17 protein-coding genes are annotated in these 19,260 nt (G+C 67.7%); 6 read left to right on the top strand and 11 right to left on the bottom strand.

Annotated elements, in window-relative coordinates:
* Window positions 1-161: 161 nt before the first annotated feature.
* Complete coding sequence (locus ACFWPX_RS16680; protein WP_378921815.1) at window positions 162-659, bottom strand: polyadenylate-specific 3'-exoribonuclease AS; 498 nt, start codon at window positions 657-659, stop codon at window positions 162-164.
* A 148-nt stretch (window positions 660-807) separates the two neighbouring features.
* On the opposite strand from ACFWPX_RS16680, the gene ACFWPX_RS16675 reads away from it, so the two are divergent.
* Both ACFWPX_RS16675 and ACFWPX_RS16670 read left to right on the top strand, forming a co-directional pair.
* Window positions 808-1,464 (top strand): response regulator transcription factor, encoded by a 657-nt coding sequence (locus ACFWPX_RS16675; RefSeq protein ID WP_378928108.1) that lies wholly within the window; start codon window positions 808-810, stop codon window positions 1,462-1,464.
* The gene (locus ACFWPX_RS16670) at window positions 1,461-2,651 is read left to right on the top strand and encodes a sensor histidine kinase (protein ID WP_378921722.1); all 1,191 of its coding nucleotides are present in this window, start codon (window positions 1,461-1,463) and stop codon (window positions 2,649-2,651) included. The genes ACFWPX_RS16675 and ACFWPX_RS16670 overlap by 4 nt, the downstream gene beginning before the upstream one ends.
* Here ACFWPX_RS16670 and ACFWPX_RS16665 read toward each other — a convergent pair whose 3' ends face one another.
* Window positions 2,652-3,026, bottom strand: coding sequence for a hemophore-related protein (locus ACFWPX_RS16665; protein WP_378928107.1), 375 nt, complete (start codon window positions 3,024-3,026; stop codon window positions 2,652-2,654). It abuts the gene before it with no gap.
* Window positions 3,027-3,180: 154 nt separating this feature from the next.
* Between ACFWPX_RS16665 and ACFWPX_RS16660 the strand changes: the two genes are divergently transcribed.
* Complete coding sequence (locus ACFWPX_RS16660) at window positions 3,181-4,566, top strand: class II 3-deoxy-7-phosphoheptulonate synthase (protein WP_378921718.1); 1,386 nt, start codon at window positions 3,181-3,183, stop codon at window positions 4,564-4,566.
* A gap of 93 nt (window positions 4,567-4,659) precedes the next feature.
* Here the strand turns inward: ACFWPX_RS16660 and pknB are convergent, their stop codons facing one another.
* On the bottom strand, window positions 4,660-6,612 hold the full coding sequence (pknB, locus tag ACFWPX_RS16655) for a Stk1 family PASTA domain-containing Ser/Thr kinase (RefSeq protein ID WP_378921814.1): 1,953 nt from the start codon (window positions 6,610-6,612) through the stop codon (window positions 4,660-4,662).
* Window positions 6,613-6,704: 92 nt separating this feature from the next.
* Here pknB and ACFWPX_RS16650 point away from each other — a divergent pair, with 92 nt between their 5' ends.
* Window positions 6,705-7,073, top strand: a complete 369-nt coding sequence (locus ACFWPX_RS16650) for an Rv2175c family DNA-binding protein (RefSeq protein WP_378921716.1) — start codon at window positions 6,705-6,707, stop codon at window positions 7,071-7,073.
* Between the two features lie 3 nt (window positions 7,074-7,076).
* Here the strand turns inward: ACFWPX_RS16650 and ACFWPX_RS16645 are convergent, their stop codons facing one another.
* The 4 genes from ACFWPX_RS16645 to ACFWPX_RS16630 all read right to left on the bottom strand — a co-directional run bounded on the left by ACFWPX_RS16645 (window position 7,077) and on the right by ACFWPX_RS16630 (window position 12,622).
* Window positions 7,077-8,111, bottom strand: a complete 1,035-nt coding sequence (locus tag ACFWPX_RS16645; RefSeq protein ID WP_378928106.1) for a phytoene/squalene synthase family protein — start codon at window positions 8,109-8,111, stop codon at window positions 7,077-7,079.
* A 32-nt stretch (window positions 8,112-8,143) separates the two neighbouring features.
* A complete protein-coding gene (locus tag ACFWPX_RS16640) occupies window positions 8,144-9,802 on the bottom strand; it encodes an alpha-(1->6)-mannopyranosyltransferase A (RefSeq protein WP_378922654.1) in 1,659 nt (552 codons plus the stop codon).
* Between the two features lie 101 nt (window positions 9,803-9,903).
* Entirely contained in the window at window positions 9,904-11,454 is a 1,551-nt protein-coding gene (crtI, locus tag ACFWPX_RS16635; protein WP_378928105.1) for a phytoene desaturase family protein, read from the bottom strand.
* 13 nt (window positions 11,455-11,467) lie between these two features.
* Window positions 11,468-12,622 carry a polyprenyl synthetase family protein gene (locus tag ACFWPX_RS16630; RefSeq protein WP_378922662.1) on the bottom strand — a complete coding sequence of 385 codons (1,155 nt, stop codon included), beginning with the start codon at window positions 12,620-12,622 and terminating at the stop codon, window positions 11,468-11,470.
* 252 nt (window positions 12,623-12,874) lie between these two features.
* On the opposite strand from ACFWPX_RS16630, the gene ACFWPX_RS16625 reads away from it, so the two are divergent.
* On the top strand, window positions 12,875-13,876 hold the full coding sequence (locus ACFWPX_RS16625; RefSeq protein WP_378922650.1) for a methylenetetrahydrofolate reductase: 1,002 nt from the start codon (window positions 12,875-12,877) through the stop codon (window positions 13,874-13,876).
* 191 nt (window positions 13,877-14,067) lie between these two features.
* Here ACFWPX_RS16625 and ACFWPX_RS16620 read toward each other — a convergent pair whose 3' ends face one another.
* Complete coding sequence (locus tag ACFWPX_RS16620) at window positions 14,068-14,577, bottom strand: DinB family protein (protein WP_378928104.1); 510 nt, start codon at window positions 14,575-14,577, stop codon at window positions 14,068-14,070.
* Between the two features lie 177 nt (window positions 14,578-14,754).
* Here ACFWPX_RS16620 and ACFWPX_RS16615 point away from each other — a divergent pair, with 177 nt between their 5' ends.
* The gene (locus ACFWPX_RS16615) at window positions 14,755-15,465 is read left to right on the top strand and encodes a 2'-5' RNA ligase family protein (protein ID WP_378928103.1); all 711 of its coding nucleotides are present in this window, start codon (window positions 14,755-14,757) and stop codon (window positions 15,463-15,465) included.
* On the opposite strand, the gene ACFWPX_RS16610 is transcribed toward ACFWPX_RS16615, so the two are convergent.
* The 3 genes from ACFWPX_RS16610 to ACFWPX_RS16600 all read right to left on the bottom strand — a co-directional run bounded on the left by ACFWPX_RS16610 (window position 15,434) and on the right by ACFWPX_RS16600 (window position 19,229).
* Window positions 15,434-16,687 carry a multiprotein-bridging factor 1 family protein gene (locus ACFWPX_RS16610; protein WP_378928102.1) on the bottom strand — a complete coding sequence of 418 codons (1,254 nt, stop codon included), beginning with the start codon at window positions 16,685-16,687 and terminating at the stop codon, window positions 15,434-15,436. The genes ACFWPX_RS16615 and ACFWPX_RS16610 overlap by 32 nt on opposite strands.
* Before the next feature lie 247 nt (window positions 16,688-16,934).
* On the bottom strand, window positions 16,935-17,513 hold the full coding sequence (locus ACFWPX_RS16605) for a DUF2867 domain-containing protein (RefSeq protein ID WP_378928100.1): 579 nt from the start codon (window positions 17,511-17,513) through the stop codon (window positions 16,935-16,937).
* 138 nt (window positions 17,514-17,651) lie between these two features.
* Complete coding sequence (locus tag ACFWPX_RS16600; RefSeq protein ID WP_378928099.1) at window positions 17,652-19,229, bottom strand: DHA2 family efflux MFS transporter permease subunit; 1,578 nt, start codon at window positions 19,227-19,229, stop codon at window positions 17,652-17,654.
* Window positions 19,230-19,260: the final 31 nt, after the last annotated feature.

The raw sequence follows: 19,260 nt of genomic DNA, 5'->3' as shown, positions 1-19,260 counted from the left end.
GGCGTCTTCGTCGGTGAGGACCTGGTCGATGGCGTGGGGGGGCGCGCGCGGCCCGGGGCCCCGCCGCGGGCCGGGCGCGGCCGCGCCATCGCGCACCCCGCCCCGCGCACCCCCCCCCCCCCCCGTACCCACACGTCGCGGGCCCCTTCGCTGTTGTGGTGCTACAGGCGCGGGGTGCGCCGGTAGGTCTCGATGGCCTCGAACTTGGCCAGGTTGTGGCGGGCGTCGGCGAGGGCGTCGTGCGCGTCGTCGGGGATGGGCGGCAGGGCGGGGCTGCCGTTGACAGCCCAGTGCTGGCGCAGCTCGTTGGTGTAGCGCGGCATGCCCTTGGGCAGCGCGGTCATGTCACCCCACAGCTGGCACAGCGCCACATGGTCGTAGGCGCCGACCCAGGCCCACAGCTCCGGCTGCACGCTCGGCCGTGGCAGGAAGAACTTGAACAGGTCGTCGCGGATCTGTTCCCTGGTGCGATACAGCGGCGACCCGGCGGGCGGTAGCTTCGGCAGCACATGCTTGCGGACCCATGGTCCCGCTCTGCCCGCATCGAATTCGGTGGAGACCGCATAGTATTCGCGCCCGTCCTCGCAGACGACGCCGATCGAGACCAGGTCGATCGTCGTGCCGTCTTCGATGAATTCCGAATCGTAGAAATATCGCAGGGAGATCGCCTCTTCGTGCTGGTGGGGTGGTCGTGCCGTCCGACCGAAACCCTATGTCGGCGGTCGGCCTGCCGGACGCACGGGTCCGGGTACCGCGAATACTCGCCCTCACAGCGAACCAACAGCTTCTCCGGGCAGGATGACCCGGGTGCGGGTGCTGGTGGTGGAAGACGAGATAGTGCTGGCCGACGCGATCGGCACGGGATTGCGTCGCTACGCGATGGCGGTGGACGTCGTCTACGACGGTGACGCCGCCTTGGAGAGAGTGCCGGTGAACGACTACGACGTCGTCGTCCTCGACCGCGACCTGCCCGGTGCCTCCGGCGACGAGGTGTGCCGCTGGATGATCGAGCACGGCGTGCACAGCCGGGTGCTGATGCTGACCGCGGCGACCGCGATTCGCGAGCGGGTCGCCGGGCTCGGGCTGGGTGCCGACGACTATCTGACCAAACCGTTCGCCTTCGCCGAGCTGGTCGCGCGGGTGCAGGCGCTCGGGCGCCGGGCCAGGCCGGCGACACCGCCGATCCTCACGCGTGCCGGCCTGCGTCTCGACGTGCACCGATGCGCGCTCACCCGCGATGGTGTGCCGATCGCCCTGTCGCGCAAGGAGTTCGCGGTGCTGGGTGAGCTCATGCGCGCGGATGGGGGCGTGGTGTCGACCGAACAGCTGTTGGAGAAGGCATGGGACGAGAACATCGACCCGTTCACCGGGGTGGTGCGGTACGCGATCATGATGCTGCGACGCAAACTCGGAGAACCGGCGTTGATCGAGACCGAGCCGGGCATCGGCTACCGGATCCGATGAGCAACTCGCGCTCGACCATCCGTGTGCGGTTGACGCTGCTGTACGCGGGATCGTTCTTCGTGGCCGGTGCGGTGCTGATCGGGCTGATGTACTTCTCGCTCGAGCAATGGCTGGAGCAGCGGCCCATGGCGGCCACCCACATGATCATCAGCAAGCATCTGGCGCTGGGTGACCGGGCACCGGCTGCCGACCGCTTGGCCGAGGCCATCGTCGCGCAGGCCGAACAGGAGCGTCGCGAAGTCCTGCGGGCGATGCTGCTCTCGTCGTTGACCGCGCTCGTTGTGGTCGGGATCGCGGCGGCGGGTTTCGGCTGGCTGCTCGCCGGGCGGGCACTGGCGCCGCTACAGCGGGTCACCGCGACGGCACGCCGGGTCGCCGACCGCAGCTTGCACGAACGGATCGCGCTGGAAGGGCCACCCGACGAGATCAAAGACCTCGCCGACACTTTCGACGCGATGCTCGAGCGGCTCGATCGCGCGTTCGACGGCCAGCGTCGCTTCGTCGCCAATGCCTCCCACGAACTGCGCACGCCGCTGGCGATCAACCGCACCTTGATCGAGGTGGCGTTGGATCGGCCCGATCCGCCCGCGTCGCTGCGCCAGCTCGGTGAGACCCTGCTCGAGGTCAACGGACGGCACGAACGCCTCATCGAGGGATTGCTGCTGCTGGTTTCGAGCGAGCAGCTGCTCACCGAACACCGGCGATGCGATCTCGCCGATCTCGCACGCCATGTGGCTGGGTCGAGCGCCGGTGAGGCCGCTGATGCCGGAGTCACGGTGGAGTGTTCGCTCGCCGCCGCCCCGGTCGACGGCGACCCGATCCTGCTGGAGCGGCTGGTACACAATCTCGTCGACAACGCGGTGCGCTACAACGTGTCCGGCGGCCTGGTGCGCATCCGCTGCGAGAGTGCGGAGGAATCTGTTCGGCTGGTGGTCTCGAACACCGGGCCGGTGGTGCCGGTGTTCGAACTCGACGGCTTGTTCGAGCCGTTCCGCCGCGCGGCCGCGATCACCCGCCGAGCCGACGAGCCCGGCGCGCGCCGGGGCGCCGGGCTCGGGCTTTCCATCGTCCGGTCGGTGGCGCACGCACACGGTGGCTCCGTGCGCGCGGCCGCCGATCCCGCCGGCGGGCTGATCGTCACGGTGACATTGCCCGCCGCCGGAACCCCGAACACCGGCCTCGGGTGATCAGTAGTTGCCGCACACCTCGAACACCTCGCGCATCCCGGCGTGCTGCCCGGCGTGCTCGCCGGCGCGGTGTCCAGCGTGCTCGCCCTGTCGCTGCTGGATGGCGATGCGCCGCTCCTCGGGCGTCTTCGACAGCAGTTCGGCGAGTTTCGCCCGATGCTCTGGGCGCTGTGCCAGCTTCGCGGCGAGGTCGGGGGCGTGGGCGAGTGCGGCGGCCTCGATCTGTTCCAGCGAACAGGTGGTGTCGAGCATCGGATGCGACCGGTCGGCCGGTGCGGCGGCCGCCATACCGATGGTGCCCATGGTGGCGAGTGCGGCGAGGCCGATCACCAGCGCGGTGCGGGCAGTCGTGCGTTCTGGCAGGTTCGTCTTCATCTTCGGTAGACCCTTCTGATCGTGTGGTCGCGGTGTCGTGACCGCACGCCAGTCCACCAACCTGCCCGTTTGCCCGGTGTGAGGAAGCGCTGACACGGCCGGACGGAGCGGCCCGGGGGTAGGCCCCGCCAGAGCGGGTCCGTATTCTGATCTGGTGACCTGGACCGTCGACGTACCCATTGACCGCCTGCCGGAACTGCCGCCGTTGCCCGCCGAGTTGCGCGGTCGCCTCGACGCCGCGCTGGCCAGGCCCGCCCTGCAGCAGCCGTCGTGGGACGCCGACGAGGCCGCCGCCATGCGCACCGTGCTCGAGAGCGTGCCACCGATCTGCCTGCCCGCCGAAGTGGAGGACCTCAAGGCGCAGCTGGCCGCCGTCGCGCGCGGTGAGGCGTTCCTCATGCAGGGCGGCGACTGCGCGGAGACCTTCGCCGACAACACCGAACCCCACATCCGCGGCAATATCCGCACACTCCTGCAGATGGCCGTCGTGCTCACCTACGGCGCGAGTCTGCCGGTGGTGAAGGTGGCGCGGATCGCGGGCCAGTACGCCAAGCCGCGCTCGTCCGACACCGACGCGCTCGGCCTGAAGTCCTACCGTGGCGACATGGTGAACTCGCTCGTCGCCGACGAGGCATTGCGCCGCCACGACCCGTCGCGCCTCGTCCGCGCCTACGCCAATGCCAGCGCCGCGATGAACCTGGTCCGCGCCCTCACCAGCGCGGGCACCGCCGACCTGCACCGCCTGCACGACTGGAACCGCGATTTCGTCGCCCAGTCGCCCGCGGGCGCGCGCTACGAGACCCTCGCCGAGGAGATCGACCGCGGCCTGCGCTTCATGGCCGCCTGTCAGGTCAACGACCCGAGCCTGAAGACCGCGCGCATCTACGCCTCGCACGAGGCGCTGGTCCTCGACTACGAGCGCGCCATGCTGCGGCTGAGCGAGTCCGAAACGGGCGAACCGCTGCTCTACGACCTGTCCGCGCACTTCTTGTGGATCGGTGAGCGCACCCGTCAGCTCGACGGCGCCCACATCGCGCTGGCCGAACTGCTCGCGAACCCGATCGGCCTCAAGATCGGGCCGACCACCACGCCGGAGCTGGCCGTGGAATACGTCGAGCGGCTCGACCCGAACAACGAGCCGGGCAGGCTCACCCTGGTCGCCCGCATGGGCAACGGCAAGGTGCGCGATGTGCTGCCCCCGATTATCGAGAAGGTGCAGGCCACCGGCCACCAGGTCATCTGGCAGTGCGACCCCATGCACGGCAACACCCACGAGTCGTCCACCGGTTTCAAGACCCGCCACTTCGACCGCATCGTCGATGAGGTCCAGGGCTTCTTCGAGGTCCACCACGCCCTCGGCACCCACCCCGGCGGCCTGCACATCGAGCTGACCGGCGAGAACGTCACCGAATGCCTGGGCGGCGCCCAGGACATCTCCGACCTCGACCTCGGCGGCCGCTACGAAACCGCCTGCGACCCGCGCCTGAACACCCAGCAGTCCCTGGAACTGTCGTTCCTGGTCGCCGAAATGCTGCGCTGAGTCATCGAGTACTGAGTTCGTCGGACGAGCCCGGGGCGGTCAGCGAGGACCGCGCCCGGGTTTTTCTTTGTCCTTCTCGGGATCCTTACCCCTTCAAGGCAGGGCGGTGAGCGTCACGACGCTGCCCGCCTCCACGTTGGAGTTGATGCCGGGCACCTGGCCGATGACCAGGGAACCGTCGGAGTCGGTGAGGGACTTGACCTCCACCCGCAGGCCGAGCTGTTGCAGCTTGGAGCGGGCATTGCCGACGCTTTGACCCATCACATTGGGCACCTTCACCGCGTTCGAAACGATCAGCGTCACGGTGTCGCCCGATTGCAGCGTGGTGCCGACGGCGGGTTCGGTGGCGATCGCCTTGTCGCCCTCGACGTTCTTGTCGAACTGCACCCGCGTCTCGCGCACGACCAGGCCCGCGGTGGTCAGCGCACTCGCTGCCTCCTCGGCGGTCTTCCCGCGCACATCGGGCACATTGACCGGCTGAGATCCCTTGCTGCGGTACACCTTCACCTGCGCGCCCATCGGCAGGATCGTGCCCGGCGCGGGCTCCACCTTCGCAACTGAACCCTTCGGCGCGGTACTCGCCGCCTCACCACTGTCGATCGGCTGCAGGCCCGCATCGCGGATCGCCTGATTGGTCGCGCTGAGCTGGTCGCCGGGCTTGACATCGGGCACTCGTGGTTTGCCGTTGGAGATCAGCACCGCGATCGTGGAACTCTTGGTCACCCGCGAACCGGCCGACGGATCGGTGCCGACGACCCCGCCCACCGGGATCGTGTCGGAGGCCTTCTGCCGCAACGCCGTCTCGAAACCGGCTTCGTGCAGGACCGCGACGGCCCGCTCGGAGTCCATGCCCGCGATCGGCGGCACCGAGGAGTAGCGGCCGACGCCGAGCCACCAGCCGCCGATGCCGACCAGCAGGGTCAGCACGGTGACGATGCCCACCCACACCAGACCTGTTCGGCGAGAATGATTGTCGCCGTTGCCGAAGGCGCTCGCCGCCGGTGCGGGGGAGTATTCCTCCTGCCGTGGGCGCTGTGCGGTCACCACCCTGGTGTGGTGCGGTTCGGGTGCGGGGGAATGGTGTGCGGCGACATGATGTGGGGTCGCCGGGCGCTCGCCGGGATGATGCGCGGCGCCGGTCTGATAGCTCTCACTGAGATGTTCGGCCGAATCCCGTGGTGCGGGCACCCGGTACGGCGGCAGGTTCAGTTCCATCGCGATCGTCTGCAGTTTCGCCGCCATCTCGTTGGCGTCGGCGAAACGCTGCGCGGGGTCACGGGAGGTGGCCTTGGCGACCAGGGCGTCGAATTCGGGCGGCACGCCACCGATGAAATTGCTCGGCGCGGGCACGTCGTTCTCGACCCGCTGATACGCCACCGACAGCGAGTTGTCGCCGGTGAACGGCACCCGCCCGGTGAGCAGCTCGAAGATCAGGACGCCGAAGGAGTACACGTCACTGCGGGCGTCGGCGGTGCCGGTGGTGACCTGCTCGGGGGAGAGGTAGGCGGCCGTGCCCAGGATCACACTCGCGGAGGTGGTATTGGCCGCGGCCACGGCGCGGACCAGGCCGAAGTCTGCGATCTTCACCTCGCCCGCGTCGGAGATCAGCACGTTCTCGGGCTTCACGTCGCGGTGCACCAGGCCGGCGTCGTGGGCGGTGCCGATCGCGCGCAGCACCGGTTCGGCCACGGCGCGCACGGCGTGCGGCGGCATCGGCCCGCGTTCGCGCAGCAACTCACGCAGCGTGCCGCCCTCGACCAGTTCCATGATCAGGAACGGGTATTCGCCGTCGACGCCCTGGTCGTACACCGCGACCAGCGAGGGATGCTTGAGTTTGGCCACTGCCCGCGCCTCGAACTCGAAACGGCTGAGGAACTGCGGGTCGCCGGCGAACTTCGGGTCCATCACCTTGATCGCCACGGGGCGATCGAGCCGGGTGTCGGTCCCGCGGAAGACCATCGACATCCCGCCGCGAGCGATCGGCGCATCGATGCGATAGCGCCCTTCCAGCATCTGGCCGATCAAGTGATGTCCTCCGGCATTCAACCGGCCGCCGTGTGCGGCCACCACGATGGTAACCGGGTGGTGTCGGCATGCCAGACGATGCGTGCGCGCCGACACGTACTACCGTTGTGCGGGTGAGTGCCTTCCCCTGCAGCAACGACGTGCTGCCCGACACCGAAACCATCGTCTCGCTGCCGGAGGCGGCCGATATTCTCGGCGTCCCGGTCACCTCGGTGCACCAACTGCTGCGTGACCACCAGGTCCTCGCGATCCGCCGCGACGGCATCGCAGGCATTCCGTCCCGCTTCTTCGACGACGAAGACGAGATCGTCCGCATGCTTCCCGGCGTGATCACCGTCATGCGTGACGCCAAGTACACCGACGAGGACATCCTCGGCTGGCTCTACACCGACGACCCCACCCTCCCCGGTCGCCCGGTCGACGCCCTGCACGGCCAATTGGCCCGCGAAGTGGTTCGCCGCGCCCACGCCGAACCCTTCTGATCGTCACACCGGATCGAACGGATTCACCAGGGGTCGGACCGGTGACCAGCGGTGGCCGGTGCGGGTGGTCAAACCCTTGGCGGCGACCAGGATTCGGCGACGGTGCGGAACCGTGGCGCGGGTGGTGAAGACCTGGTAATCGGCTGCTTCGATGCGGTCGAGGATCTCGGCGTAGAGGGTGGCGGCGGTGGTGATCGCCGGGCGCACTCGGGGGGCGAGCAGGGCTATGCCGGGAACTGCCTGCCGATAGATATCGCGGTTGACGGCGATCAGGTGGGCCAGCGCGCGGCGCAGCGGTGCGTCGGTGTGGCCGTGATCGTGGCAGCCGCGTAGGTGGGCTTCGTCCACGCCGAAAGCCGTCAGTTCGTCGGTGGGGAGATAGACGCGGTCCCGGTCGAGGTCTTCGGCGACGTCGCGCAGGAAATTGGTGAGCTGGAAGGCTTCGCCGAGGGCGGCGGCCGCGGGTTCGGCCTCGGTGACGGGGACGACGGTGCCGAGGACCGGCAGCAGTTGCAGGCCGATGGCCGCGGCGGATCCACGCATGTACTCGCGGAGCTCGCCCATCGTGGCGTAGCGGGTGCGGTGGGTGGCCGTGCCGGGGACGTCCATGCGCATGGCGTCGAGGAAGGTCCAGATGTGGGCGTGTGCGATGTCGTAGCGGGCGATGGTGTCGGCGGCCGCGGTGATGATCTGGTCGCGGCGCGGGTCGGTCGTGTCGATGTCGCCGTGTTCGAGGGCAAGGCGCAGTTGTTTCTCGACGAGGTCGAGGTGCTGAGCGGGGGAGACGTCGACGTACTGCCGGGTGCCATCGCGCGGGTCCAGGATACGCGCGGGGTCATCGGCGTGGTCGACGATGTCATCGACCATCCGGGCGAACGCGTACAGCGCGTGCACGGCCCGCCGCCGCTCCGGCGAGAGCATGGCTGTCGCCAGGTAATAGGTGCGCCCGTGCTCGGCGGCGATCCGCCGGCAACTCGCGTAGGCCGCATCCAGCTCGCCGGTCAGCGGTCGGGCACCAGCATCGGCAGCCACGTTCACGATCTCTCTCCGAAGCTCCTGCGTGCGACCGCTCACGCCCGGACGGGCGGCGCCGATTCCGTGGCAGCGGCCTTCGACCTGGCCGAACGCAGACGCAGCGGATCAACGGTACGCAGCGACACCGCCGCGACCACGGCGGCGAACGTCGCCAGCGCGACGTGCGAGAAGTTGTAAAGCCCGAGCGACCCGTCCGGCTGGAATACCAGCATCAACCAGGTGCAGAGGCCTACCAGCCACATCAACGTCCTGGTCGACAGCGCGAACCCGGCCGCCAGCGCGAGCGGCCACGAGTAGTACCAGGGCAGCGCGGCAGGCGACAGGATCACGATCGCGACGAAGGCGATGACGATGCCCATCACGGCCTCGCGCTCGCTGTGCCGGAACCGCCACCAGGTCGCGACGAGCAGCACGACCAGCGCCACCTGGCACAGGTTGCGGGTCACAGGGAGCACCGATTGCTCTTGCAGCGGGGTTACCCAGGTGATCACGTTCGCGAGGATCGTCGGCAGCGAAAGCCAATTGATGATCCTGTTCGAACCCTGCAGTGCGGCCACCCAGCCGAACCCGACCCCCGTGATTGCCGATGCGGCGCCGAAGACGAGCGCGAACACGCCCATACCGAGGCCGGCGATCTTGGCGAAAACGAACAGCGGATGCGGCATATCGGCGGACGGTCGGGCCGCGTCGGGATGCATCTGGTCCTCGGAAGGTTCCACGTCCGAGTCCGCTGCCAGTCGCTCGGCCGCGCGTCGTTCCTTCTCGTGCAGAATCCAGATCCACACCAGGAACGGCAGCGCGACACCCGCGGTCGCCTTGATCGCGACGCCGATGGCGACGACCACGATTCCCGCCACATGATGACGTTCGAGGACAAGTGCGATGCCCGCGCACATCAGTCCGACCATCAGCATCTCGTTGTGCACGCCACCGATCAGGTGCACTAGTACCAGCGGGTTGAGCACCGCCAACCACAGCGCGGTCGTCGGCTTCCCGCCGAGATGCTTGGTCAGGTACGGCACGGCCCACATCATCAGTGCCAGTCCGGGCAGCATGACGATGCGCAAGGCGATGGTCCCGGCGATCACATTGTCACCGGTAATCGAGGTGATCGCGCGGCCGATCAGCAAGAACACCGGCCCGTACGGTGCGGTGGTGGTGGTCCAGACCGTGCTCACGTTGTCCAGCAGCACACCCGGATTGGCGACGGGCCCTACCTGATAAGGGTCGAATCCGTCGCGTAGCAGCGCGCCTTGGGCGAGGTAGGAGTAGACATCGCGGCTGAACATCGGCGCCGCGAACAGCAGGGGCGTGATCCAGATTCCGACGGTCGCCCGCAACTCGTTGAGGGTGACCGTCGGGTCGCCCTTGCTGATGGTGATGCGGCCGAGGCGAACCCACGCGGTGATCATCATCAGCACGCCGACCCAGATAACGATCATCGACAGCGCGTACCCGTGGCCGAACCGCAGCCAGGACAGGTGTAGCGCCTCGAGGAGAGGGTCGCGTTTGCGGACAGCGCCTGCACCGAAGCCACCGAAGGTGATCATGATGGCGCCGAAGAATCCCATGATGGCCGCGTGGCCTTCGGGGCTCCTGGCGAACTCGCTTGCGGTGCGCAGCCAGGTCCGGACGCCGGGATCTGTGCCGGTGGGTAGGTGACGCCGACGCTCTAGTGTGCGCGTGTTGTCCATGGTGCCTACGGTCGTCTCGGAGGGCGGCATGTTCGGTCGGTCCCCCCGGATGGTCGGCGGTCGCAACCGCGAGCTGATAAGTCGGCCGTCAGTTTACGGCTTCAAGTTGGAACACTAACCCGGTGGTCGGTACCGGCGTGTGCCCGGCTGCCGGTGATTCGTGCCGCCGCCAGCTTGCCCGACAGCAGCGTGGTGGGCACACCCACCCCCGGAGTGGTGCCGCAACCTGCGAGAACGACGTTGTCCACACCCCTTGGCAGATTGCGTGGCCGGAAGGGGCCGGTTTGCCGGAACAGGTGCGCGATCGAGAACGGCGTGCCCGCGATCATGCCCTGGGCGGCCCACGTCCCGGGAGTGTCGAGGTGGTCGACGTGGAAATGTTCGGTGATGCCGGTGTAGCCGCGCTGTTCCAGCACCGCGAGCAGTTCGCGCAGGTAGGCCGGGCCGAGGCGGTCCCAGTCGAGCGGGGCGGCGGTCAGGTTGGGACACGGCGCGAGCACCGACAGCGGCTCGAAGCGGCCGCTCGCCCGTTCGATGAACTGGTCGGCGTCGGTCAGCGCGGGCCGCGTGAGCAGCAGCGACGGATCGCTCATGAGCTGCCCGCGCCCCTTGCGCGCGGCGATCTCGGCGAAGGTCTGCGCCCAGGCGGCGCCGAACTCGATGGTGTGGTGGGCCCGCACCGGCCACTGCGCGGCGATCTCGGCGGGAATGGTGCCGTGGGCGACGACAGCCGACGGCGAGGCACGCAGGCCGCGACGAGGGCGAAGGCCGAATCGAGGCAGCGAGCCGATGTCGGCGGTGAGGACCACCGCGTCGCAGGGGTACGCGCGGCCGTCGGCGGTGCGGACGGCTTCGGCGCGTCGGCCGGTCCGATAGTCGATGCCGTCGACCTCGGCGTTCAGGACGAGCCGGCCACCCGCGTCGGTGAATGCCTCGGCGAGCGCGGCCGTGATCGCGCGCATCCCGCCTTCGGGGAAGTAGACCCCGAGGCAGGTGTCCATGTTCGGGATCGCGCCGTAGACCGCCAGCGCGTCATCCGGCGACATGCCGGCGTAGAGCGCTTGGAAGGTGAACAGCCTGGTCAGCCGCTCGTCGCGCAGATAGGACCGCACGCGCGGCCCCAGCTTGCCGAACCCGCCGAGCTTGGCGAGCGCGGTCAGCGCGGCCCTGGCGCGCGGCGTGCGCACCATGTCGAGGGGCGAGTCGAAATCGGCGTTCATGAACTCGTCGAATTCGGCGTCGTAGATGCGGCCGAGCCAGTCACGCAGGCGCCGGTAGTTGCGCGCTTCGGCGGGCCCGCAAGCACTTTCGACCTCGGCGGCCATCTGGTCGGCATCGTCGAAGACACGGATGTCGCTGCCGTCGGCGAAGCGCGCGTGGTAGGCGGGGGTGAGGCGGTGGATGCGCAGGCCGACGCTGTCGCGGGTGTGCCCGACGGCGGCCAGCGCGTCGTCGATCACCTCCGGCAACGTGAGAACGGTTGCGCCGCTGTCGATCTCGTAGTCGTCGAACCGGTAGCGACCCACCCGCCCGCCCGGATGATCGGCCCGTTCCAGCACTGTCACCTCGCGACCGGCGCCCCGCAGATGCAGCGCGGCCGCGAGACCGGCCAGCCCGGCTCCGACTACGACGACATGATTCTGTTGTCCCACAACACTTTTCCTATCAGGCTGCGCGGCGAGTGGCAGCCAGTGCCATGGCGTGGAGCAACTGCTCGGCTTGCGGTGTCGCGGAACTGGTCGCGATGGCGGCCAGCCCGGTATCGGTGAGCTCGGTGATCCGCCGCTCCACCTCGTCGACCGCGCCCAGATCGGTGAGCACCGTGCGCAGCTCGTCGACGGCGGCATCGTCGAGGTCCGTGCCCAGACCCGTCCGGATCAGGGCGGCGGACGCCGGATCGGCCCGGCGCAGCGCCTCGGCGATCAACACGGTCCGCTTGCCTTCGCGCAGGTCATCGCCCGACGGCTTCCCCGTCACCGCCGGGTCGCCGAACACGCCGAGCAGGTCGTCACGCAGCTGGAACGCGATCCCCACATCGGTCCCGTAGGTCCGCAGCGCATCCACCAGCGCCTCGTCGGCACCCGCCAGCGCCGCACCCAGATGCAACGGCCGTTCGATCGTGTACGCGGCGGTCTTGTACCGATTGATCCGCAACGCGGCCTCGACGGATTCGTCGCCACCGGCTTCGCCGTTGATGTCGAGGAGTTGCCCGCCGAGCACCTCGGTCCGCATCCGCGCCCACACCGGTGCGAACCGGGCCAGCGCAAGCGGGCTCAGCCCGGCCTCGTGAACCAGATCATCTGCCCAGGCCAGCGCCAGATCGCCGATCAGAATCGCGACGGCCGAGCCGTACGCCGCGCCGTCGCCGGGCCAGCCGGCCGCTCCATGGCGATCCTCGAACTCGATGTGCACGGTCGGGAAGCCGCGCCGCGTCCGCGAGGAGTCGATGATGTCGTCGTGCACGAGCGCGCACGCCTGCACCAGTTCCAGCGCCGAACAGGCGGTGAGCACCGCGGCGGCGTCGGGCCCTGCGGGGTCGCCACCGGCACCGAGCCACCCGGTCCAGGCGAACCCCGGCCGCGTCCGCTTGCCGCCACGAACAACGAACTGTTCCAGTGCCTCGACGGCATCGATGAAGACGGGCCCCAGCGGCTCGACGAACTCACGCCGGGTGGCGAAGAAACTGGTCAGCACCTGTTCGACAGCGGCGACGAAGGCCGACGTGCCCGGTGTCAGCGTGACGAGATCGACCGAGGTCAGGGCGTCGGCGGCGGACCGGGAGAGCGGGGTACCGATTCCGGCGGACAGGGCGGCCTCCAGGGGCGAGGTGGGCGAACAGCGGGACCGGTTGGGCACTCGGTGGTGCGGTCACCAGCGTTGTCTCGAACGATACGCGGGTGGGCCGGGCGCGCTCCCGGCGCACAGGGCCGCTGCGACGCAGCCCACACCCGGCGTTTCGGCGGGGTTCTGCCGCCGCGGACACGTTCATCGGACTTGACGCAGTGTCCGGTGTTGGGCGGCCGGATTCCCAGTCGGTGCCGGGGCGTCATCGGGCCCCACTAGACTGAGCCGGTGGATTTCGACAATGGACGGGGAAGTTCGACCCCAGATCGACCCGCCCAGCGGCCGTCGATCGTCTCGAACACCCCTTCGGTGGTGCAGAGTCTGCGCACTCATTCGGGCAGTGGCGTGCCCTTCTCCGTGGAGTTCAACCCCCCGCGTGACGCGGCGGGCGAGGCTCGGCTGTGGCGTGCGGTCCGCGAGTTCGAACGCATGCATCCGGCCTTCGTGTCGATGACCTACGGCGCGGGCGGCTCCACCCGCGACCGCACCGTGCGCATCACCGGTGCTCTCGCGCAGGAAACCACCCTGCTCCCGGTCGCCCACCTCACCGCGGTCGGCCACAGCATCGCCGAACTGCGCTCCCTGATCGGCTCCTACGCCGACTCCGGCATCTGCAATGTCCTGGTCCTGCGCGGCGACCCGCCCGGCGACCCGCTCGGCGAATGGGCCAAGCATCCCGGCGGTGTCGAATACGCCGAGGAACTGGTTCGCATCGTGCGCGACCTCGGCGACTTCCACGTCGGCGTCGCGTCGTTCCCCCAGGGCCACCACCGCTCGCCCGACCTCGACCACGACACCCACCACCTGGCCGCGAAACTCCGTGCGGGAGCGGAGTATTCGATCACCCAGATGTTCTTCGACGTCGAGCACTACCTGCGTCTGCGCGACCGCGTGATCGCCATGGACCCCATCGAGGGCGCCAAGCCGATCATTCCCGAACTGATGCCCATCACCTCGCTGCGCACCGTGGCCCGCGCCGAAGAACTCAGCGGCCGCCCCGTCCCCGCCGACGTCGTAGCCCGCCTCACCCGGGCCGCGGGCAGCGGCCCGGAAGAAGACCGCGCCGCGGTCCGCGCCGAGGGCATCCAGATCGCCACCGAAATGGCCCAGCGCCTCACCGACGAAGGCGCCCCCTGCCTGCACTTCATCACCCTGAATTTCGCCAAGGCCACCAGCGAGGTCCTCACCAACCTCGGCTACGGGGTGACGGCCGCCCCGATCAGCGCGTAGAACTGCGGCTCTAGTGCTACTTTTCGCGCGAAAAGTAGCACAGCTGGATGGCGGTGCTACTTAAGTAGCACTCCGCCTCATCAGTGATACTTTTCGGCCGAAAAGTATCACTGATTGCCGATCCGAGGGTTCGAGCTTCTCGCCCCATCCGCTTATCGGGGTCTGCCGCCGAAGCGAGGCCGTCGATGTCGTCACTTGTCATTCCGGGCTGTGCGCAGTAGCCGTAACTGGCCGATCTCGGTGACGTTCTTCATCAGCTCGCCGTTCACCCATGCGAGGGTGTGGGCAACGGACTTGTCCGAGTCGCCCTGCCACGGAAATGCCGCTGGGGCAGCAAGATCGGCCTCGGTGACCTGATCCAGAATTGGCAGCCATTCCTCGCGCAGGCCTCGCAGCCAGTCAGCGACCGCGGGCCCGGGGCCCGGCCACACAATCTCGGTACGGTCTCGTGGAGTGCGTTCTCGCAGGTGATCGATGGCGACGCTCCACCACCACCCGATATGCCAGCTGATCCAACCGATGGTCGGGACCGGGATCGGATCGGGCTCGGAGTCCGCCCAGTCCGGCTCCCAGACGCCGCGATCGTCGAGGTGCAGTGTCCAGCACAAACCCGCAGGCTCCCACAGGAAGTCATCTACTTCCAGCTGATCGAGATGGAAATCGAACAAGGACCAGATCAGGTCGAACTGCCAACGCAGCACGGTAGAACACGATGCATCCACGCACCACATCTTGCGCGGAACCGCCGATCCTGACCATTGGTTTTGCCGACCAGAAGCCACTGAGTCCCTTGGCGCGGAGCATCGGTGCTGCGTCCGGTCGGCAGTCCGTAAACTCGCCGGTAAGAAGTTCGACATGGAGAGGCAGATCAGCCGGTCATGACATCGAGTGGCCCGTTTCCCAAGCTGCTGCCGGACTCGACATCGGATCCGGAAGCCATTGCACGAAATGATTGGAACGCGTTCTCCGAGATCGAGGTCCTTCGCGACCATTGGACTGTGAAGCAGTGGGCGCCGGGCCGTACGGGCTACTACTGGTATCTGACGTTCGACGATTCTGATCTGATCGAGCTCGCTGCCGAATGTCAGGGGGCACTGGCGGTCGGCGGGGTTGATCCGGTTCCGCTGGATGCCTTGCACATCACGATGATGAGGGTCGGCGACATGACCGTTGTCTCTGACGAGCAGATCGACAGGCTGGTTTCGCTTGCACGAGAAAGCCTTTCGGAGGTGAAGCCATTCGACCTTACTGTTGGCCCGCTGAGTGGCTCGCGCAGCGCGATCAGGTTCTCGGTCGCTCCGTGGGATCCGCTGCTTGATCTACATCAGGTCCTGTCGACATGTACGGCAGAAGCATTGCCGAACTCGACGGTTGCGTCGGCGCCGAGTTCTTCCCGGTTCCGACCGCATTTGGGTATCGCCTACAACAACACTGACCGCGCTGCCGCTGAGGTCATCGACGCGGTAGCGGCATTGCGTGCGACCAGAAGTGCCAGCGTGCGGGTGAACCAGGTCGAGCTGGTCGTCCTCAGACGGGATGGCCACAGCTACCGCTGGACTACCCGCGCGGTCCTTGCCCTGGGCGGTTGAGCCCACTTTCAGGGGCAATCAGCGGTTGCGCCGAACGACGCCACTGCGCCAAGCGCTCGGCGTAATCACGAGACGGTGCCCGATGCCGGGATTCCATCAGAGCGCCGAGTTCGTTCGCCCGCTGCCATATCGAACGGATGGGTCGATCTGCCGAAGCATCGAGGGCCTCGACGCCGAGCTGAACCGCATGCTCGACTTCTGGCGAGCGTTGTAGGACAAGAGCAGTCGCCACATCCAAGCGCACCAACGTTCGACTCCATACCGAGTCAGACTGCGAAACGTGATCCTCGACCAACCCTCCGAACTCGAGGGCCTTGTCGAATCGCCCGGCCGAGAGGAACGCGGTGGCAGCGTTCGCCATGAGACGGGCTTTGCCGTAGGGCTCGAATGTCAACGCGGGAGTCAGGCCCGGAACGGCATTCTGGTGATCGGCCAGTGACAGCGCCCGCTCGATTGCCTGCTCGACCTCCACTGCGTCGCCCAACTTCCCCCATGCGCGGGCCAACCCGTTGGAGTACAAGCGGATTGCCTGAGACCCCGAGCCGGCCAGCGCGATCCCTTCCTCGGCCAACTTCACTGAACTCACGAAATCGCCTGCGTAGTAGGCGCAGAAGCTTTCGGTCGATCTGACCCACGCCAGCATCTCGCCGTCCTCGATCAGCGATGCCAGTACCTGCGCTTCGCGGCAGTGCATACGAGCGCTGCCGAACCGGCCACAGTTCACCGCCATGTACGCCAGAACCCCCGACAACCGCGCCGCAATCAGATACAACTGCTCGACATGAGCTGGGTGACGACGTTGCTGGAGAAGGAGATTCACCCGCTGACGAAGCTCCTGAACCTCGCTCGCCAGATGGCGCGGCCCCTCCACCTCGTAGCGGTCGACGATCTCACCCAGGGCAAGACTCAGTCCATCGACGAGATCGCCATCACCACGAAGCTCGGCGAGGTGTTGCAGCCGACCGGCAATTGCATCTGATCTATCGAATGGATCGGCGTCCGCCCTCGCAACCGCGGGGGCCTCGGACACACATCGCGCGGATTCGAATCGGTGACGCTGATCGTCATCGAGTCGCGCAAGGAGAGTGTCCATCGCGGCAGCGTGCTGGTGCGTGAGTGTGATTGTCTCACCACGCTTCTCCCACTTCCGGACGACCGATTCAGTGAATCCGAGCCGCTCGGCAAGTTCCGCTTGGGTGATCCGGAGTGCCGCGGTACGCATTGCGCGAACCTCGACGCCGGTCCATCCTGTCACCGCCACTGCAAACCCCCGCTCGTCGCCGCTGATCAGAGGGCAGAACCTTCGGCGATGAAGCGGAGAGATTGCGAGCGGATTCGACCATTTGTTCGCCGAACCGGATTTGAACGATGACGACCTCATCGGATTCGCGCGGTGTGGTGCTCCTGGCCGGGCTGATCAGCGGCGTGGCAGTCTGCGCAACTTTTGCGGGGTGCGAGAACGGCGCGGTTCAGTGGGAGACGGCGAGGTCGTTCCAGGTTCGTTCCCAGCTGCGGGTCATCGCGGGGTAGACGATTCCGTAGCGGAAGGGCTTGATCAGGGCCATGTAGAAGCGGCCGAACCAGCCGTTCGGCTTCACCAGCACGGCCATTTGCAGGTGGTAGCCGGAATCGTCGGGGACCCAGCCCAGGTGCATGATGCCGTGCATCGTGCCGTTGGCGATTTCGGCGGCGTATTCGTTGCCGAGGACGTAGAGGGCGGTGAGGGGGCCGTCCTCGTCGGGGATGTCGGTGTCGCGTAGGTCGGCGGGCAGGCGGTCGCGCAGGGAGGCGACCCGGGTGCCGGTGCCCGCGTCTTCGCGGTCCCAGCCGAACAGTTCGCCCAGCTTCCAGCGGATCTTGAACAGCAGGCCGCTGATACCGGTGGATTCGGAGGCGCGTTCGGCTCGGAGGGCGGCGAGCAAGGCGGGGAAGTCGTCAGGGCCACCGCCGGGGGTGCGGAATTTCCAGATGTCCTCGACGTCGAAGTCGGGGGCGATCTCGTGGATGCGCCAGGGTTGGCCGGTGTGGGCCGATTCGGGTAATCGCATAGCTGGAACCTCCATGTGTACGGCAGCGTATAGATCGAGACTACCGCTGATATACGCCTACGTATAGATGGGGGAAGTGTGACTGATGCGGGCTTGACGAGCGGGGGCCGCGGAACGAGTCCGCGGCCCTTCGTGGTGCTACCCGTGTCGGGCGGGTTTGACGAATGCGGTGGTGGCCAAGGCGAGAACGAGCAGACCCGCGCACAGGTAGCTCGCCACCTCGATGCCCGCCGCCATGGCCGCGCGGCCCGCTTCCGCGATGGGCACTGTGTGCGGATTCTCGGCGAGGGCGCCGATCGCCGAACCGGCGCTGTCGGTGACGGTCGACTCCAGTTGCCGCACTTCGGATTCGGGCAGCCCGGCATCGGTCAGGCGGTCGCGCAGGCCGGTCCCGACGGTGCTGAAGTAGACGGTGGTGAGGACCGCGATGCCCAGTGCCGAGCCGAGTTCCCGTGCCGCGCTTTGAATTCCCGACCCCTGGCCCGCGCTCTCGCCGGGCACGTCGGCGAGCACGATATTGGTGACCTGGGCGGTAGCGAAGCCGACGCCGATGCCGTAGACGAACAGCGCGAGCGCGATCGACCACCAACTGCTGTCCGCCGCGGCGAACAGCCCGAGCATCGCCAGCCCGGCCGCTTCCAGCAGCAAACCGATCCTGACCTGTCCCAGAGCCGAGACCGAGGCCGTGAGTGAGAAGCTCGCGCCACTGGCGACGAAACTGCCGATCGCGAGCGGCATCAGGGCGAGTCCGGCCTGCAGCGCGGTGTAATCGAGGGCGAACTGCATCCACAGTGGCAGTACCGCGATGATGCCGAACTCGCCGACGCCGACGATCAGCGTCACAACATTGCCTCTGCGGAACGAATCGATCGAGAACAGCCGCACATCGACCAGCGGCTGCCCATCGGTGCGCCCGAGCATCGCCTGCCTGCGCCAGAAGAGCCCGAGGGTGAGGGCGGCGCCGGCGAATGCGACGAGAACCGGTGAAGGTCCACCGCGCCAGGCGAATTCACCGATGCTCAGCGGCTCGGTGACGACCAGCCAGCCATAATGCCGTCCCTCGATCATGGCGAAGGCGAGCAAGCCGAGGCCGAGCGCGGACTGGGCCGCCCCGAGCCAATCGACGCGACCGGCGTTCTTCGGTGCGGCGGGGAGATAGATCAGCACGGCCACCATGAGCAGCGCGACCGCGGGGATATTGATGCCGAAGGCCCACCGCCAGGAGAAGTCGGCGAGCCAGCCGCCGAGCAGCGGGCCGACCGCCGCGGCCGCGCCGATCGTCGATCCCCAGATCGCGAAGGCCTGCCCGCGGGCCTTTCCAGTGAATGCCGCGTTCACCAGGGCCAGCGAGGTCGGCAGGATCAGTGCCCCGCCGATGCCCTGCAGGAAACGGGCCGCGATGAGCAGGCCGCCACTCGGTGCGAGCGCGGCGAGCAGGCTGGTGCCGCCGAAGACGACCAACCCGATCAGGAACAGCTTGCGTGCGCCGTAGAGGTCGCTGAGCCGGCCCGCTACCAGCAGCAGCGCCGCGAAGACGATCGCGTACGACTCCTGGATCCATTGCGCCTGAATCGAGGTGATCGCCAGATCGTCGACGATCGGCGCGAGGATCACGTTCACGATCGTCAGGTCGACCACGATCAACGCGACGCCGAGTGAGACGGCGATCAGCCCCAGCCACAAGCGCAGCGGTGGAGTCTCGGTTTCTGTCCGCACTATACCTCCGTCATAAAGTTACTTTATGATG

This window comes from Nocardia sp. NPDC058518 (assembly GCF_042719655.1).
Lineage (GTDB): Bacteria > Actinomycetota > Actinomycetes > Mycobacteriales > Mycobacteriaceae > Nocardia.
This window is presented reverse-complemented; position numbering and strand designations above follow the sequence as displayed.

Bases quoted from the DNA above. Each gene is read 5' to 3' on its own strand.
- ACFWPX_RS16615 (WP_378928103.1), top strand. From the start codon at position 14,755: ATGACATCGAGTGGCCCGTTTCCCAAGCTGCTGCCGGACTCGACATCG.
- ACFWPX_RS16605 (WP_378928100.1), bottom strand. From the start codon at position 17,513: ATGCGATTACCCGAATCGGCCCACACCGGCCAACCCTGGCGCATCCAC.
- ACFWPX_RS16610 (WP_378928102.1), bottom strand. From the start codon at position 16,687: ATGCGTACCGCGGCACTCCGGATCACCCAAGCGGAACTTGCCGAGCGG.
- ACFWPX_RS16665 (WP_378928107.1), bottom strand. From the start codon at position 3,026: ATGAAGACGAACCTGCCAGAACGCACGACTGCCCGCACCGCGCTGGTG.
- ACFWPX_RS16640 (WP_378922654.1), bottom strand. From the start codon at position 9,802: ATGGACAACACGCGCACACTAGAGCGTCGGCGTCACCTACCCACCGGC.
- ACFWPX_RS16670 (WP_378921722.1), top strand. From the start codon at position 1,461: ATGAGCAACTCGCGCTCGACCATCCGTGTGCGGTTGACGCTGCTGTAC.